We start from the raw sequence: 15,333 nt of genomic DNA, 5'->3' as shown, positions 1-15,333 counted from the left end.
TCTATCCAACCGGGCGCGCCGCATGCAAAAGCCGCCGTCTCCCCGAAGGGCAGGACGGCGGCCTCTGTCTGCCTGGCGCGGCCGGTACGTTTAATCGACGATCAGCTTCGCGCGCATGTCCTTGTGGCCCGGCCCGCACAGGATAGTGCAGTAGAATTCATAAGTACCCGGCTTGTCGGGCTTGATGACTTGATCGGTCTGGTTCGGGTCCAGCTTCAGGCCCAGTTCCTTCACTTCAAGGCCGTGATTGCCCTTCGCTTCCAAAATGACGCGAACGGATTCGCCCGCCTTGATATGATATTCCGGCTGATCGAATTGGTAATTGGTCGCTTGGATGACCAATTCGGCATCCGCGCTTTCGGTCGCGGCCGCTGGCACTTGCGGTCCACCGCATGCGGTCAGCCCAAGGTGAAGCAAAATGGCGGCTCCTATTGTCCATCGCATCCTGCGTCTCATGCTCATCCCCCTTATCAGTCCAGTGTAGCGGATGCATTGGCGGATTGCCAAGCCTATTCAGACAACAAATTCCGTCAATGCTTGCAGACCGGCTGACGAGGGGGAGAGTATGGACTTGGAAAAGGATTGCAGTCCGGGTTACGATTCTTTACCGGCTTCGAACGGAGTCGCTATCGGGATGAACAGGTCGATCAACCCGATAACCAGCGCGGCCAGAATGGCGCCCAGAATGCTGACCGATACGCCGCCGACGAAAAATTGGGCTACATATATGACCAAGGCGCTGGCCAGAAAGCCGACAATTCCGCGTCCGAACGGCGTGACTTTTTTGCCGAAGATACCTTCGACAATCCAGCCGAACAATGCGATCACCAAGGCCAGGATCAGGGCACTCCAGAAGCCGCCTACGGAAAACGCCGGCACAATCCAGCCCGTGACCATCAATACAATTGCCGCGACGATAAATCGAACGACATGGCCGAGAAAATTCATGGACTTTCCTCCTTACTCGTTTGAAAGGGTGTAGGCTGTGCAACAATTAGTGTAACCTTTTCCTCGATAAACATTAGTGGCAGGTTCAGACATCATAGCTATCAAAAATGAGTTTCGTTATAATGGACACCGAGAGGAGTCGAACTGGTTGTGGATTCAAAAATATTGAGTACGATGGATTACCATAAAATACTGGCCTCCCTCGCCAAGCATGCGGCTACGGGGCTGGGAGAGCAGGCCTCGCTGAAGCTGAGGCCAAGCTCGGACTTCGAGGAAGTCAAGCGGCGTCTCCAGGCTACCGACGAAGCGATGACGGTCGAGCGCCTCAAGGGCGGGCCGCCGTTGGCGGGAGTCAAGGATATTCGGGGAGCGTTGAAGCGGGCGCGGATTCAAGCGATGCTCAGTTCCGCCGAGCTGTGGGATATTTCGGCCCTGCTCTTCGCGGCGCGCCGGACCAAGCGCCATATTGCCGCCGTGCATGAGGAAGAGGCGATTCCTCTGTTGCATGATTTGGCCGAGACGATTAGCGATCAGAAGCAGCTGGAGGAGGAGATCCGCCAATGCATCGACGAGCAGGGCGAGATTCTCGATCAGGCCAGCTTCGAGCTGGCGGCCATTCGGCGGGAGCTCCGGATCGGCGAGACGCGCATCCGGGAGAAGCTCGAGGCGATGATTCGCTCCTCGAACGCGGCCAAAATGCTGCAGGAGCAGCTGATTACGATCCGCAACGACCGGTACGTGATTCCGGTCAAGCAGGAATACCGGAGCCATTACGGCGGCATCGTCCATGATCAATCCGGTTCCGGCGCGACGCTGTTCATTGAGCCGGAGGCGATCGTGGCGATGAACAATAAGCTCCGGGAGACCAAGCTCCGGGAGGAACGGGAGATCGAACGCATTTTGTCCCGTCTGACCGAGCAGGTCGGCCTGCTGGCCGATGTGCTGGAGTATGATACCGGGGCCGTGGAGACGCTGGACTTCATGTTCGCGAAGGCCCGCCTTGCGCGGGAAATGAGGGCTTCCCTGCCGCGAATGAACGACCGCGGCTTCCTGAAGCTGCGGAAGGCCCGCCATCCGTTGATTCCGGCCGATCAGGTCGTGCCGATCGATGTGGAATTGGGCAATACGTATACGTCGATACTGGTTACGGGCCCGAACACCGGCGGGAAGACGGTTACCTTGAAGACCATCGGGCTGCTGAATCTGATGGCGATGTCAGGCCTGTTCATTCCTTCGGAGGATGGCAGCCAGATGTGCGTCTTCGATGCGATCTATGCCGATATTGGCGATGAACAGAGCATTGAGCAGAGCTTGAGTACGTTCTCCAGCCATTTGACCAATATTATTCGCATTTTGGAGCAAATGACGCCAAAGAGCCTTGTCTTGTTGGACGAGGTCGGGGCCGGTACGGACCCGGCCGAAGGATCTGCCTTGGCGATTGCCATTCTGGAGCATATTCATCGGCTGGGCTGCCGAATGGTGGCTACGACGCACTACAGCGAACTGAAGGCCTATGCTTATGAGCGCAAAGGCGTCATCAACGCCAGCATGGAATTCGATGTCCAGACGCTGCGACCGACTTACCGGTTGCTGGTCGGGGTTCCGGGCCGAAGCAATGCATTCGCGATAGCGGAGCGGCTCGGGCTCCCGAAGCCGATTATCGATCATGCGCGCGGCGAAGTGACGGAAGAGGATATGCGCGTTGAGACGATGATCGCGTCGCTGGAGGACAACCGGCTGAAGGCCGAGGCGGAACGGGAAACGGCCTCGAAGCTGCGCATGGAGCTGGAAGCGATGCGGCAGAAGCTGGCCCGCGAGCTGGAGAAGCAGGAGGCGGAGCGGGAGAAGCGGCAGGAGCAAGCGGAAGAGAAGGCCCGCGCCATCGTGGACAAGGCCCGCCGCGAAGCCCAGGAGATCATTGCCGAGCTGCGGCAGCTGGCGATGGAAGGCGTTCAGGTCAAGGAGCATATGCTGACCGAAGCGCGGAAACGGCTGGATGAGGCCGCGCCCGAAGCCAAGCTGGCCGCCAAGCCGAAGCGGGACGCGAAGCCGGTCCGCCGGATTGAAGCGGGAGACGACGTCAGGGTGTACAGCTTGAATCAGAAGGGCAGCGTCGTCGAGCTCGCCGGCGAAGAAGCGGTCGTTCAGCTCGGCATCATGAAGATGAAGGTGCCGCTCGACGATCTGGAGCTGCTCTCTTCGGCGAAATCCGCCGCAAAGCCCGTGCAGTCAGGCGCGAATGTGAAGCGGACCCGGGGAGACACGGTCCGTTCGGAGCTCGATCTGCGAGGGGCCAACCTGGAGGAAGCCTTGATGGAGGCCGACCGCTTCCTCGATGAAGCGCTGCTCGGGAATCTGGGGCAGGTCTATATTATTCACGGCAAAGGAACCGGCATCCTCCGTTCCGGAATTCAGGAATTTTTACGCAAGCACAAGCACGTCAAGAGCTTCCGTCTCGGCAGCTTCGGAGAGGGCGGAACGGGAGTGACCGTGGCTGAGTTGAAGTAAAATATCTTGGGACCAAAGGGGGAGCACCGTGGAAGTGATGATTGAACAATGGCTGAGCAATCCTTACGTATCCATGATTGCTTATTTTTCCGTAGTCGTGCTGGCTTTAGTTCTGCTATTGTCCATTTTCGAGCTGGTGACGGGATACAAGTGCTGGGAGGAGATCCGGAAGGGAAACCTCAGCGTTGCGATGGCCACGTCCGGTAAAATATTCGGGATATGCAATATTTTCCGCTTCGGAATCGTGGCCAGGGATTCCTTGTACGCGTCCCTGCTGTGGGCTGCGCTCGGATACGTGCTGTTGCTCGCCGCCTACTTTTTATTCGGCTTCTTGATGCCTTATTTCCGGCTGGATGAAGAGATCGAAAAGGATAACCGGGCCGTCGGACTGTTGGCGATGATTATTTCCATTTCGCTGTCCTATATCATCGGGGCGAGCATCAAGTGATGCCGCCTCACGCCGCGGGTTGATCTCCATGACGTCTGGGAGGGATACGGAATGAAGTATTTATGGGGCGCGCTGTTTGCGCTGGCCGCGATCTTTTTTATTATCGGGATTATTTATTGGAGAAATATAGGGTGAAAAGGAGTGTATGCCGATGAGCGAGACCGGCAAAACAATATGTCCCTGGTGCGATACGGAGATTGTCTGGGACGAGGAATTGGGCCCGGAGGACGAATGTCCGCATTGCCATAATGAGCTGAACAATTACCGCACGCTTAATATCGAGCTGGAAAAGGAAGAAGACGAAGGGTCCTCCGCCGGAGAGCGGGAGGAAGAGGAGGAGCCGGAAGAGAAGGGCTGGTCCAACTTCGGTTGGGACGATGGCGGCGTGCTGTACAGCGACGCGGCTACGCTTCGTTATCAGGAAGGCGTCGACCAGATTCTCCACAGCCAGGAGGAAGTTCCGGAATGCCCGCACTGCCGCGAATATATGCTGCTGGCCGGTAAGGAGACGGTGTCGGGAACGGGCTTCAAGCCAGCCAAGCCGGAAGTGCTGGCTGCGCCATTGCTTGAGCCGCCATTCGACGTGAATGTCTATGTATGCACATCCTGCTTCCAGGTGTCCAAATTATTGGCTGCGCCTTATCGCGAAGCGATGATGGAAAATGTGAGAAATGCGAAAGTTAAATAAATAAGACGCCTGCTTTGGGGCAAGTTAAAAGCTGTAACCACATGGCTACCAGCTCTGAAAGCGGGGAGGGTTCACCTTCGTGAAAGCGCGTCTTGACGGCCAGTCTTTGCTGCTCTTGGTCGTATTCGGTCTATTTTCGTTGGCGAACGCCCTGTCCGGGACGTTCGTCAATGTTTTTTTATGGAAAATGAAATCGGATTTCGCCTTTATCGGCTGGTTTACTTTTACCCAGCAGGCGGCTATGACGATCATGTTCTATGTTGCCGGAAAATGGGTGAAGGAAGGCAATAAAATGAATTGCCTTCGGCTGGGCATCGGCTTGTCCGCCTTGTTTTACGCCTCGGTTCTCTGGCTCGATAAGGCTGCGGCTCAGTATATGCTTCCGCTCGGCTTGGTGCTCGGCGCCGCCAACGGAGGCTTCTGGCTGGCTTACAATGTCATTTATTTTGAGATTACGGAGGCGAACAACCGCGATTTGTACAATGGCTGGACGGGCTTTATCGGTTCCTGCTGCGCCATGATTGCCCCATGGGTATCCGGACTGCTCATCTCCGGGCTCGGAGGGGAGCGGGGGTACACGGTAATTTTCACGGCGTCGCTAATCGTGTTTGTCACCGCAGGCATATTCAGCTTTTGGCTGCACAAGCGGCCGCCGGAAGGAGCATACCGCTGGTCGCTGCCGTTTACGGCTTGGAAGCCGAAGCGCAGCCCGTGGCGCGCCGCGCTGCCGGCGCTGGCCGCCCAAGGGGTTCGCGAAGGCGTATTCTACTTCCTGGTCGGGCTCGTCGTCTATATCACGACCACCAACGAGCTGAAGCTGGGGAACTACACGCTCATCACTTCGGCTGTCGCGCTGGTCAGCTTCTATCTTGCCGGTCGGCTGTACCGCGCTTCCTATCGGGCCCCGGGCATGATCGCGGGGAGCGTGGCGATGGCGGCGGCCATTGTCCCTTTGTTTATCCAAGTGAACTATGCCATGCTTATCCTCTTCGGCGTTATCACTTCTCTATTCTCCCCGTTGTTTATCGTGCCGATGACCTCCTCCACTTTCGACATCATGGGCCGGGACGAAGAGTCGGTCAAGCAGCGGGTGGAGTTGACCGTCGTCCGCGAATTCGGTCTGTTGGCCGGAAGGCTGCTGGGCATCGCGGCTTTTATTGCGCTCGTCAGCTGGCGCTCAGGGCAGCCGGCTATCGTGAGCTTCCTGGCGGTGACCGGGAGCGTGCCCATTCTCAGCGCTTTGTTCATGCAGCGGCTTGTCAAGCAGGGAGCGAAGCCGTAGCGTGCCCGTTCCTTCCTTCCGTTCCCTCTCGGCTGCGGGAAGGGGCCCTCTCCGGCTCCTTCCGCTTCTCCAGCGCCCCTCCCGTCAGGCCATGATCTGCAAAATTCCTTTACATATTTTCCTTGGCGGCGACTCATACTACACATGATTACCAACACTTTCCCGGTTGAAAGGAGCAGGAACATAACTATGCCATACGGACAACAAAGCCATCTTTCGATGAAGCCGCTATCAGCGAAAGAACTGGAATATATCGTAGATTCCATTTCCAATGAAGAATTGCTGATCAAGCAATGCGCGGCCACGGCGGCGAGCACGAATAATCCCGCCATCCAGCAGACGCTGAGCCAGATGGCGTCGGCGCATCAGCAGCATTTGAACTTGCTGGTGCAATCGCTGCAGCAGCATGCCCAGATCGCTCCGTCCCACGCCCAACAGCAGTCCCAGTCCCAATAACGACGACCGACAGGAGGTTATGACCATGAATGGCACTTCGATGAGCGGGTTTTTGCCCGAGAAAGATTTGTTACATACGATTCTGAATGACTTGAAGCGGACGTCAAGAGAATATGCGACAGGCGTAACGGAGGCGGCTTGTCCTTCCGTTCGCCAGATGTTCACCGATCTGACGAACAGCACGCTGCAGATGCAAGGCCAGCTGTTCAACCTGATGCAGCAGCAAAATATGTATTCCGTCGCCTCCCCGGCCCTGCGGGATGAAGTCAACAAGCGGCTGCGCGACCAGGAGCAGACGATGCAGAAGGCGAACCAGTTCGTCCAGCAGAAGCTGCAAGCGCAGCAGGGCTACGGCGCAAGCTACTATGGACAGGGCGGATATCAGCAGCAGCCGCAGCCAGCGCAGCAGGCTCCATACCATCCGCAGCCGCAGCATCAAGTCTCGTACCAGACGCAGTCGTCCACCAGCCGCTCCTCCGATTATCTCTCTTAACGCGCCGTCAGACAGCCGTTTTTCCGATTCTATGGAAAGGCGGCTGTTGCTTGTTCCGGCAACCGCGCCTGACATATGTTTGTGCTGGTGTGGATCGGCAAAAAGGTGTATCATATTGAAATATCAATAATATACCGGCTGATTTGCAGGCACGTCGAGGGAGGCAATGGGAATGACAGATTTAAGCTCGCTTGATATTGAAATACTCAAATTGTTGAAAGAGGACGCCCGCCGTTCCCCGGACCTAATCGCCACGATGCTGGGGGTTCAGGTGGAAGAGGTTCAATCGGCGATTGCTGAAATGGAGCGAAAGCATGTGATTGTCAAATATTCGACGGTCGTGAACTGGAGCAAGGTCGATGACGAGATGGTCACGGCCCTGATTGAAGTCCAGATTACGCCGGAGCGCGGCCGCGGATTTGAAGGGATCGCCGAACGGATCTATCTGTTCCCGCAGGTGAAGGCGGTCTACCTGATGTCGGGTTCTTATGATCTGCAGGTCGAGGTTCAAGGCAAAAGCTTGCGCGAGGTCGCGTCGTTCGTCTCGGATAAGCTGTCGCCGATTGAAGCGGTTCTGTCGACCAAGACGCATTTCATCCTCAAAAAATACAAGCAAGACGGCATCATCTATGAAGAGCGCGAGGACGATCAACGTCTCGTCGTAACCCCGTGAGAGGTGACAGAGCATGATTAAGGAAGAGGAGAAGCAGGGGACGAACCGTTCCATGCATCAATACATTAATCCGCTGGTCCGGGATATTCCGCCTTCCGGCATTCGCCGGTTCTTCGATATGGCGGTATCCAGCAAGGATATTATCACCCTTGGGGTCGGAGAGCCGGATTTCTGCACGCCTTGGCATGTGCGCGAAGCCTGTGTTTATTCTTTGGAGCGGGGACGCACCAAATATACGTCCAACGCGGGGATGCCGGAGCTGCGGGAGGAGATTGCGAAATATTTGGATGAATCATTCAAAGTTGCGTATGATCCTGCCGATGAAATCATTGTAACGGTCGGCGGTTCGGAAGCCATCGATCTGGCGTTGCGGACGCTCGTGTCTCCGGGCGACGAGATTCTCATTCCTGAGCCAAGCTATATCTCGTATTCGCCGATTGTCTCGATCGGCGGCGGGGTACCGGTCGGCATCGAGACGTTCGCGAAGGACAACTTCAAGCTGACCGCCGAAGGGCTCCTGGCGAAAATTACGCCGAAGTCGAAAGTGCTCATCCTCTGTTATCCGAGCAACCCGACAGGCGGCATTATGACCTATGAGGACTGGCTTCCGATCGCGAAAATCGTGGAGGAGAACGATCTCATCGTCATTTCCGACGAGATCTACGCCGAACTGACCTACGATCAGAAGCATGTCAGCTTCTCGTCCGTGCCGGGGATGAAGGATCGCACGATTCTGGTCAGCGGGTTTTCGAAGGCCTTCGCGATGACCGGCTGGCGGATGGGCTATGCCTGCGGCCATAAGGAGCTCATTTCGGCTATGCTCAAAATCCATCAGTATACGGTCATGTGCGCCCCGATTATGGGCCAGATCGCCGCGCTGGAGGCATTGAAGCACGGGCATGAAGAGAAGGATCGCATGGTCGAGTCGTACAACCAGCGGCGGCGCCTTATCGTCAAGGGGCTGCGCGACATCGGGCTTGACTGCCATGAGCCGCAGGGCGCCTTTTATGCCTTCCCTTCGATTCAATCGACAGGGCTTACTTCCGAGGAATTCGCTCATCGGCTCCTGTTCGAGGCGAAGGTGGCGGCGGTGCCGGGAGACGTATTCGGCTTGGGCGGCGAAGGCTTCATCCGCTGCTCCTACGCGACCTCGGTCTCGCAATTGAATGAAGCGCTGGATCGAATGGGGCGTTTCCTCGACAAGATTAAGCATGAAATGTGAAAAAAATTCAAATAGAACTAAAATGAACTAGTTTTCTTTTCCTTCATCTGGTATAATATAACATGTCTCGCGTGACAATCCCATCAAATGGCACAGATGGGCGATGGTGGGGCTTCGAGGATCCAGCTGCGAAAGGAGGAAAGGGCTTGTTTTGTTCGAACTACACCTTGACGACTTATTCACGTAGTTTACTGAGAGAAGATGGATCTCATCCCAAATGGTCGGGCAAAACAAGAAACGTTTCGTCCAAGATGCTTGCTCTGGAACAGGAGATAAGGATTTTGCGCAAGCAAATGGAGCAGATGTTTCAAGAAGAGCAGTCTTTCACGGCTGAGAGCATGATTGAAATCAGCAGCATGCTGGACTTGAAGATTAACGAGTACATGAAATCGCTCGGCAAGCGATCTTAACATACCGAAGACCCTGAGGGGTCTTCTTTTTTTGCTTATGCCGTTTGTGATATAGTTGGGGGTAGACGGACAGACATGCTGGAGAAAGGGGAACACATCGTGCGGAAATGGGGATGGATGGGGATGGTGCTCGCACTGGCGCTCGTGCTGGGAGGCTGCGGGCCCAAAGCGGACATATCCGTATTCATGATGTCGACGACAACGGTGCCATCCGAATTGACCGAGGCGCTGAAGACGGAATTGAGTCAGAAATTGGAGGGCCGGTTTACAGTAGACGTGTTCGCGTCGCCGATGTACAATTTGCAGAAATTATTTGTCGAATATGCGGCGGGCGATAACGGCGTGCATGTCGTGCCCGAGGAAGACGTCAAGTCGATGAGCAAGCAGGGCGGCCATATCCCGTTGGATGACTATTTCGACAAGGACAAATATGAAGAAGGCTATTTTGACGGCATGGTGCTGGAAAAAGCTCAAAAGGGCTATATCGAGCATCAGGAGAAGCATTTATATGCGCTTCCCGCTGAGAAGCTGCCGCTTCTCAACAAGCTCGGGATCACAGAGAAGGGCTTGTTCGTCGCGATTCCGGTACGCACGCCGGATGTAGAGCGGTCCATACAGATTTTGAAGCTGATGGAGGAGACGAGATGAAGGCCGGCAGATGATGCGGACGGATGGAGGGAGTCAGTGTGATTATCGGGATTTCCGGGGGCCATGGCAGCGGGAAGACATCGTTCGCGTTGTCCTATGCGGCTGGATTCGGCCGTGAAGGGCTGTACCTGTCGACCTTACATACAAGCCTTCCCGATGGCATGCCCGATGCTTCCCGCTGCCGGTGGCAGCATCTGCCGGCGGGGGAAGAGCTGCCGGGACTTCTGCATCGGATTAACGAAGAGTCCAATCCGTTCCGCTCGGAACGGAGGGTCGTGGTCGTGGACAGCGCGACCGCCTATCTTGAAGGTGTCCATGCGCAGCTGTGGAAGAAGCGTCCGGATGTCGAACATGCAGAATATGACGCCATATATATAGAGGAGATTGCGGCCGCCCGCAAGCGGCTGGAGGACGCTTTGCTCGCTTTTCAGGGGAAGCTGTTCCTCATTACGAACGATCCGCCGGCTTACACGCCGTTCACGGATCCGAAGGAACGGAGCTATATTATCGAGCACGCGGCTCTTAATCGGGAGATTGCGCGCCGGAGTCATCAATGGTTCCGGCTGGAGGCAGGGATGCCGAGGGAGGTATCGGCCATGAGGTTCAGAGGCTGATGCCCTCCCGTCCGGCCGTAACGGGATACGGACTAGATGCTGCGCCCGTGCGGCGTCAGCACGCAACACAAGGAGGAAGACAGATGAGAATCTATACGCGGACAGGGGACGAAGGAACGACATCGCTTATCGGAGGCCGGGTATCCAAGGATCATTTGCGGGTGGAGGCCTACGGCGAGCTCGATGAATTGAATTCGTTCATCGGCTGGGCGGCGGCATGCTGCCAGGGAGATGCTTATGAGGAGATCCGCCAGCAATTGATCGAGATCCAGCACGAGGTATTCGATTGCGGATCGGATGTCGCCTATGCGGAGAAGAAGCAGGGCGAGGTGGTCTATAAGGTGCATGCGGAGCAGGTGGAACGTCTGGAAGGCTGGATCGACGATCATAATGCGCACACGGAAGCGATCCGCAAGTTTATTTTGCCGGGTGGCAGCGAGGCGGCCTCGGCGCTTCACGTGTGCCGGACGGTGTGCCGCCGTGCCGAGCGGCGCCTCGTGACCTTGGCCCGGGAAGAAACCGTGCACCAGCAGGTGATGAAATATGTGAACCGGCTCTCGGATTACTTCTTCGTCGCCGCCCGCCGGGCCAATGCGATTGCTTCGGTTCCGGATGAAGAATATGTGCGGAGCGCGGAGGTTTTCCGCCGCAAATCGCGTCATGACGGGGCCTAGCGGACGGAAGCTGGCCGCGGAGCTTGAATATGTCGTGCCGGAAGCCGACGAAGGGATTCAGCTGCGGGCCGTGCTGCGCTCGCGGCTGAATCTGTCGCGGCGGCTGTTGACCCGGCTGAAGACGACGGAAGCGGCCATTACGGTGAACGGGCTGACGGAGCGAAGCGGCAGGCCGCTTAGCGTGAGAGAGCGCCTCCATGCGGGGGATGTCGTTCATGTGCGGATCGAGGAGGAGGCGGTCGAATCGATCCCGCCGGAGCCGATTCCGATTGACATCGTATACGAGGACGACGATGTTCTGGTACTGAACAAGCCGGCGGGGATCGTCGTCCATCCGACGAGAGGCTATCCGGGGGGCACGCTGGCGAACGGGGTAATTCATTACTGGCGCGCCAAGGGGGAACTGACCCGCTTCCGGCCGGCGAACCGGCTCGATCAGGAGACCTCCGGCCTGCTTATCGTCGCGAAGCATGGCCATGCCCATCATCAGCTCGCGGATCAGATGCAGACGGATGACATCTGGAAAGGATATGAGGCGTTCGTCTATGGCGTCCCTTCGCCGCTGGAGGGGACCATCCGGGCTCCGATCGACCGGGACAAGACGGAGCCTCATTTGCGTGTCGTGACAGAGGATGGCTATGATTCGATTACCCATTACCGGACGCTGGAGACGTACGGAGAGGAAGCATCCCTCGTATCCTGCCGCTTGGAGACCGGGCGAACGCATCAGATTCGCGTTCATATGAAGCATATCGGCTGCCCGCTGCTGGGGGACAAGTTCTACGGCGGCGGGCAGCCGGAATCGCCATGGCTTGCCGGAGCGCTGGAGACGTTGAACCGGCATGCGCTGCATGCCGCCGAGCTGCGGTTCAAGCACCCGATGACAGGGGAGGCGATGCATTTCAAGGCTCCGCTGCCGGATGATCTGTTGGCGCTGCGGGAACGCTTGCGGCATGGGCGGCAGCATTGAAATGAGGGGCTGTGGGCCGGTTAGCGCTGGATTCGGGCGCTGGTACTGGCAAGGAGGACGGCCAGGATATAAGTGAGAAACGCCAATAACGGGTCTGCACCGACCTGAACGGAGAAGGAAGGGGTTGGAAGTCGTGAAGGTAACGGTCTATCATTATTCGAAATGCGGCACTTGCCGCAAAGCGATTCAATGGCTGAAGGAGCAAGGGCTCGAATTGGAGCTGGTTCCGATCCTCGATCAGCCGCCAAGCGAGCGGGAGCTGGAGGAGATGATCGATCGGAGCGGCCTGGAGCTGAAAAAGTGGTTCAATACGAGCGGGGAAGTCTACAAGGAGTTGAAGCTGAAGGACAAGCTGCCTCAGATGAGCCGCGAGGAGCAGATCAAGCTGCTTGCCTCGAACGGCAAGCTCATTAAGCGCCCCGTCGTGACGGACGGCAAGCGGGTAACGGTCGGTTTCCGCGAAGAGGTATACCGCGATACGTGGACGACCGCGGCCAAGCATGGCTGATACCGCCGGCGGGAATGGCTGTCAGCTTGGGCCAGCTTGGCTTGTTGGGCCTGATTGCCAGGTTGGGGCCTGCGGCGCCGGCGGAGCCGGGAGGAGCCTATCTGTGCTATAATGGAGAGCAGTGTCAGAAGTATAGAAATATAGCAATTCTGTCAGGCAGAGTTAGAAAAGGGGGACGGGAATGATGTGGGATACGGACATGATGTCCGAACCGGCCGAGCCGCGCATGCTGCTGGTGGACGGGATGGCTCTGCTGTTCCGGGCGTATTACGCCAGCGCATACGGCGGGTCCATCCGCCGCATGAAGGACGGCACGCCAACCAATGCCGTCTATGGATTCATGCGGTACTTCTGGGATGCGGTCAAGCGGTTCGAGCCGACGCATATCGCCTGCTGCTGGGATCTGGGGAGCAAGACGTTCCGGGCGGAGCAGTTCGATCAATATAAGGCGAACCGGGCCGATTGCCCGGACGATCTGGTGCCCCAGTTCCAGTTGATCCGCGACGTCATGGACAGCTTCCATATTCCGAATGTGCAGGCCGAAGGCTACGAGGCCGATGATTGCATCGGCACGCTGTCGCGGCTGTTCCGCGATGAGATGGAAGTGTATGTCTTGACAGGCGACCATGACATGCTTCAATTGGTGCATGAACGGACACGGGTCGTCATCATGAAGAAGGGACAAGGCAACTATGCCGTCTATTGCCCGCAGACGCTGATGGAAGAGAAGCAGCTTACGCCGGAGCAGATTATCGATGTGAAGGGGCTGATGGGCGATCCGTCGGACAACTATCCGGGCGTTCGCGGAATCGGCGAGAAGACGGCCCTCAAGCTGATTCAGCAGTATTCGTCGATAGACGGGATTCTTGCCAATATGAGCTCGCTCCCGGCAGGCGTCCGCGCCAAGATCGAGTCCGATCTGGAGATGCTCCATCTGTCGCGGCGGCTGGCGCGCATCCACTGCGACGCGCCGGTCGTATGCGAAGCCGATCAATGCGTGTTCCGGCCGCAGCGGGATGCGGTCGCGGCCATGTTCGAGCAGCTTGAGATGACAAGCATTCTTCGTCTGATCGAGACGGCCTAACGATTCGGCGTTCCGCTGCCGATACAATAGATAGCGAGATACGCATCGAATGACTAGAAGACCCTGTCCTCCCTGTACCCGGAACTCTTTAGAGGGAGAGGCGGGGTCGAATTGTTGGGGGAATGAGAGAGTTGAATCAGGACAATGTATGCCGGGCTCCTTCGGAACGCCGTGCGGGCCGATGGCGTTCCTGCCTTGCGGGCTTGATCGCATTCAGTCTGTTATGGGTGTGGACGCCGGGAGCGAAGGTCCAAGACGGCCGCCCTGCGGCGTCTGGCGTGGTCGTCGCGGCAGCCAAGCCCGCGAACAAGGTAAGCGTTTCCGTGAAGCGGGTCTCCCTCGGCCGCAAAGTCTTCCGCGTGACCACGGTACGCGTGCCCAAAGGAATGAAGCCGCATGTCTCCTTCGGCAAGGACCGCTTCGGCACGACCGCGACGCTGGCCCGCACCGCGAAGCGGACCGGAGCGAAGGCGGCGGTGAACGGAACCTACTTCGAGGCCTATGGAGGCCGTCCCGAGCCGTATGGCACGATTATCAACCGCGGCCGGGTCGAGCATACGAGCAATTACGGCACGGCCATCGGTTTCCGTCCGGACGGGCGGGCCGTGATGGACAGCCTGCGCATCGAGGTTAGCGGTCAAGTGACGGACGCGGACACCGAACGCACTTCGTCCTGGCATGCCTATTTCGTCAACCGAACGCCCAAGCGGGACGGCAGCGCGGCCGTATTGTACACGCCGCTGCGAGGCAGTTCGCTCGGCTTCGCCTACGGACGGGCCGTCGTCGTTCGCGGCGGCGTCGTGAAGAAGGTGACGGCCGGCCGCAATGTGAGCATTCCGAAGGACGGATATGTGCTTGTCTTTACGGGGACGGAGAAGCCGATGGCCGATCGGTTCCATGTGGGGGATAAAGTAACGATGTCGATTCGTTATACGGATAGGCTGGGCCATCCGATCGACTGGGACGACGTGCAGGTGGCGCTGGGCGGCGGTCCCCGTCTGGTGAAGGATGGCAAGGTGGCATTGAATCCGCGGGCGGAAGGCTTCAAAGAGGACAAAATATTGTCCAAGTCGGCGATGCGGAGCGGGATCGGCATCCTGCCCGACGGATCGATACTGTTGGCCACGGTTCCCTCCGCGACAATGAAGCAATGGGCGGAAATATGGAAGAAGATGGGTGCCGTACAAGCGATGAATCTGGACGGCGGAGCTTCGGCAGGATTGATGGCCAACGGCCGGGTCGTCACCAGACCGGGACGGGAGCTGAGCAATGTGCTCTGGTTCTCCGAGTAAGCAGTACGCCCGTTCCCGGCCATCGCGGAATCCAATCAGTCGGTAAAATGCGCCGCGCCGACGACGAGGGACAGGAATTGGCGCAGATCGGCGGCTTCTTCGTCGGTCAAGCGGTAGAAATGCTCCAGATAGCCTTCCTCCTCCAGGTCGTCCTGTCCGAGAATGGCGGTCAGGCCGCTCTGAAGATCGGTGACGAGCGTCTTGCCATAGAAGCGGGAAGTCGTCGTAAGGGCGAGATCGAAACGGCGCATGCTGCCGCCGATGAAGGTAACGAATCTCGTGGACGTGGCTTCGGTATGATCGGCCAAAAAATCGAGTTCATGTGCGCTCATGGGACAAGCCTCCTTGTATCGGTAACGCTATCATTATACCGCACGCATCTGAAAAGGCCATAATCAATTGACAGATTCTGTAG

At 57.4% G+C, this 15,333-nt stretch carries 19 protein-coding genes; 16 read left to right on the top strand and 3 right to left on the bottom strand.

Annotated elements, in window-relative coordinates:
• Positions 1 to 90: 90 nt before the first annotated feature.
• Together L6439_RS20720 and L6439_RS20715 are read right to left on the bottom strand one after the other, a co-directional pair.
• Positions 91 to 456 (bottom strand): cupredoxin domain-containing protein, encoded by a 366-nt coding sequence (locus L6439_RS20720; RefSeq protein ID WP_237096567.1) that lies wholly within the window; start codon positions 454 to 456, stop codon positions 91 to 93.
• Between the two features lie 138 nt (positions 457 to 594).
• The gene (locus tag L6439_RS20715) at positions 595 to 948 is read right to left on the bottom strand and encodes a phage holin family protein (protein ID WP_087445079.1); all 354 of its coding nucleotides are present in this window, start codon (positions 946 to 948) and stop codon (positions 595 to 597) included.
• Between the two features lie 150 nt (positions 949 to 1,098).
• Here L6439_RS20715 and L6439_RS20710 point away from each other — a divergent pair, with 150 nt between their 5' ends.
• The 16 genes from L6439_RS20710 (at position 1,099) to L6439_RS20635 (ending at position 14,918) form a co-directional block, all read left to right on the top strand.
• Positions 1,099 to 3,456 carry an endonuclease MutS2 gene (locus L6439_RS20710; RefSeq protein ID WP_213469156.1) on the top strand — a complete coding sequence of 786 codons (2,358 nt, stop codon included), beginning with the start codon at positions 1,099 to 1,101 and terminating at the stop codon, positions 3,454 to 3,456.
• A gap of 28 nt (positions 3,457 to 3,484) precedes the next feature.
• Positions 3,485 to 3,904 carry a DUF350 domain-containing protein gene (locus tag L6439_RS20705; RefSeq protein WP_168181234.1) on the top strand — a complete coding sequence of 140 codons (420 nt, stop codon included), beginning with the start codon at positions 3,485 to 3,487 and terminating at the stop codon, positions 3,902 to 3,904.
• Between the two features lie 151 nt (positions 3,905 to 4,055).
• Positions 4,056 to 4,592, top strand: a complete 537-nt coding sequence (locus tag L6439_RS20700; RefSeq protein WP_213469155.1) for a hypothetical protein — start codon at positions 4,056 to 4,058, stop codon at positions 4,590 to 4,592.
• 79 nt (positions 4,593 to 4,671) lie between these two features.
• Positions 4,672 to 5,874 (top strand): MFS transporter, encoded by a 1,203-nt coding sequence (locus L6439_RS20695; protein WP_168181236.1) that lies wholly within the window; start codon positions 4,672 to 4,674, stop codon positions 5,872 to 5,874.
• Between the two features lie 189 nt (positions 5,875 to 6,063).
• Positions 6,064 to 6,330, top strand: a complete 267-nt coding sequence (locus L6439_RS20690) for a hypothetical protein (protein ID WP_168181237.1) — start codon at positions 6,064 to 6,066, stop codon at positions 6,328 to 6,330.
• A 25-nt stretch (positions 6,331 to 6,355) separates the two neighbouring features.
• The gene (locus tag L6439_RS20685) at positions 6,356 to 6,823 is read left to right on the top strand and encodes a spore coat protein (RefSeq protein ID WP_213469154.1); all 468 of its coding nucleotides are present in this window, start codon (positions 6,356 to 6,358) and stop codon (positions 6,821 to 6,823) included.
• Between the two features lie 172 nt (positions 6,824 to 6,995).
• The gene (locus L6439_RS20680) at positions 6,996 to 7,496 is read left to right on the top strand and encodes an Lrp/AsnC family transcriptional regulator (protein WP_168181239.1); all 501 of its coding nucleotides are present in this window, start codon (positions 6,996 to 6,998) and stop codon (positions 7,494 to 7,496) included.
• A gap of 13 nt (positions 7,497 to 7,509) precedes the next feature.
• The gene (locus tag L6439_RS20675; protein WP_168181240.1) at positions 7,510 to 8,718 is read left to right on the top strand and encodes an aminotransferase class I/II-fold pyridoxal phosphate-dependent enzyme; all 1,209 of its coding nucleotides are present in this window, start codon (positions 7,510 to 7,512) and stop codon (positions 8,716 to 8,718) included.
• 281 nt (positions 8,719 to 8,999) lie between these two features.
• On the top strand, positions 9,000 to 9,128 hold the full coding sequence (locus L6439_RS20670) for an aspartyl-phosphate phosphatase Spo0E family protein (RefSeq protein ID WP_006677464.1): 129 nt from the start codon (positions 9,000 to 9,002) through the stop codon (positions 9,126 to 9,128).
• A 99-nt stretch (positions 9,129 to 9,227) separates the two neighbouring features.
• Positions 9,228 to 9,776: a hypothetical protein gene (locus L6439_RS20665; RefSeq protein ID WP_237096566.1), complete on the top strand. Its 549-nt coding sequence runs from the start codon at positions 9,228 to 9,230 to the stop codon at positions 9,774 to 9,776.
• Positions 9,777 to 9,814: 38 nt separating this feature from the next.
• Positions 9,815 to 10,390, top strand: coding sequence for a bifunctional adenosylcobinamide kinase/adenosylcobinamide-phosphate guanylyltransferase (locus L6439_RS20660; RefSeq protein ID WP_168181242.1), 576 nt, complete (start codon positions 9,815 to 9,817; stop codon positions 10,388 to 10,390).
• Positions 10,391 to 10,473: 83 nt separating this feature from the next.
• The gene (locus L6439_RS20655) at positions 10,474 to 11,064 is read left to right on the top strand and encodes a cob(I)yrinic acid a,c-diamide adenosyltransferase (protein WP_168181243.1); all 591 of its coding nucleotides are present in this window, start codon (positions 10,474 to 10,476) and stop codon (positions 11,062 to 11,064) included.
• Positions 11,051 to 12,034, top strand: a complete 984-nt coding sequence (locus L6439_RS20650) for an RluA family pseudouridine synthase (protein ID WP_213469153.1) — start codon at positions 11,051 to 11,053, stop codon at positions 12,032 to 12,034. The genes L6439_RS20655 and L6439_RS20650 overlap by 14 nt, the downstream gene beginning before the upstream one ends.
• Before the next feature lie 133 nt (positions 12,035 to 12,167).
• The gene (locus L6439_RS20645; RefSeq protein ID WP_213469275.1) at positions 12,168 to 12,542 is read left to right on the top strand and encodes an arsenate reductase family protein; all 375 of its coding nucleotides are present in this window, start codon (positions 12,168 to 12,170) and stop codon (positions 12,540 to 12,542) included.
• A 184-nt stretch (positions 12,543 to 12,726) separates the two neighbouring features.
• The gene (locus tag L6439_RS20640) at positions 12,727 to 13,626 is read left to right on the top strand and encodes a 5'-3' exonuclease (RefSeq protein ID WP_213469274.1); all 900 of its coding nucleotides are present in this window, start codon (positions 12,727 to 12,729) and stop codon (positions 13,624 to 13,626) included.
• A 131-nt stretch (positions 13,627 to 13,757) separates the two neighbouring features.
• Positions 13,758 to 14,918 (top strand): phosphodiester glycosidase family protein, encoded by a 1,161-nt coding sequence (locus L6439_RS20635; RefSeq protein WP_168181246.1) that lies wholly within the window; start codon positions 13,758 to 13,760, stop codon positions 14,916 to 14,918.
• Positions 14,919 to 14,953: 35 nt separating this feature from the next.
• Here the strand turns inward: L6439_RS20635 and L6439_RS20630 are convergent, their stop codons facing one another.
• Positions 14,954 to 15,250, bottom strand: coding sequence for a DUF3055 domain-containing protein (locus L6439_RS20630; RefSeq protein ID WP_168181247.1), 297 nt, complete (start codon positions 15,248 to 15,250; stop codon positions 14,954 to 14,956).
• Between the last annotated feature and the right edge of the window lie 83 nt (positions 15,251 to 15,333).

The organism is Paenibacillus dendritiformis (assembly GCF_021654795.1).
Lineage (GTDB): Bacteria > Bacillota > Bacilli > Paenibacillales > Paenibacillaceae > Paenibacillus_B.
Note: the sequence above shows the minus strand (reverse complement) of the source record. Positions and strands in the feature narration are given on the sequence as shown.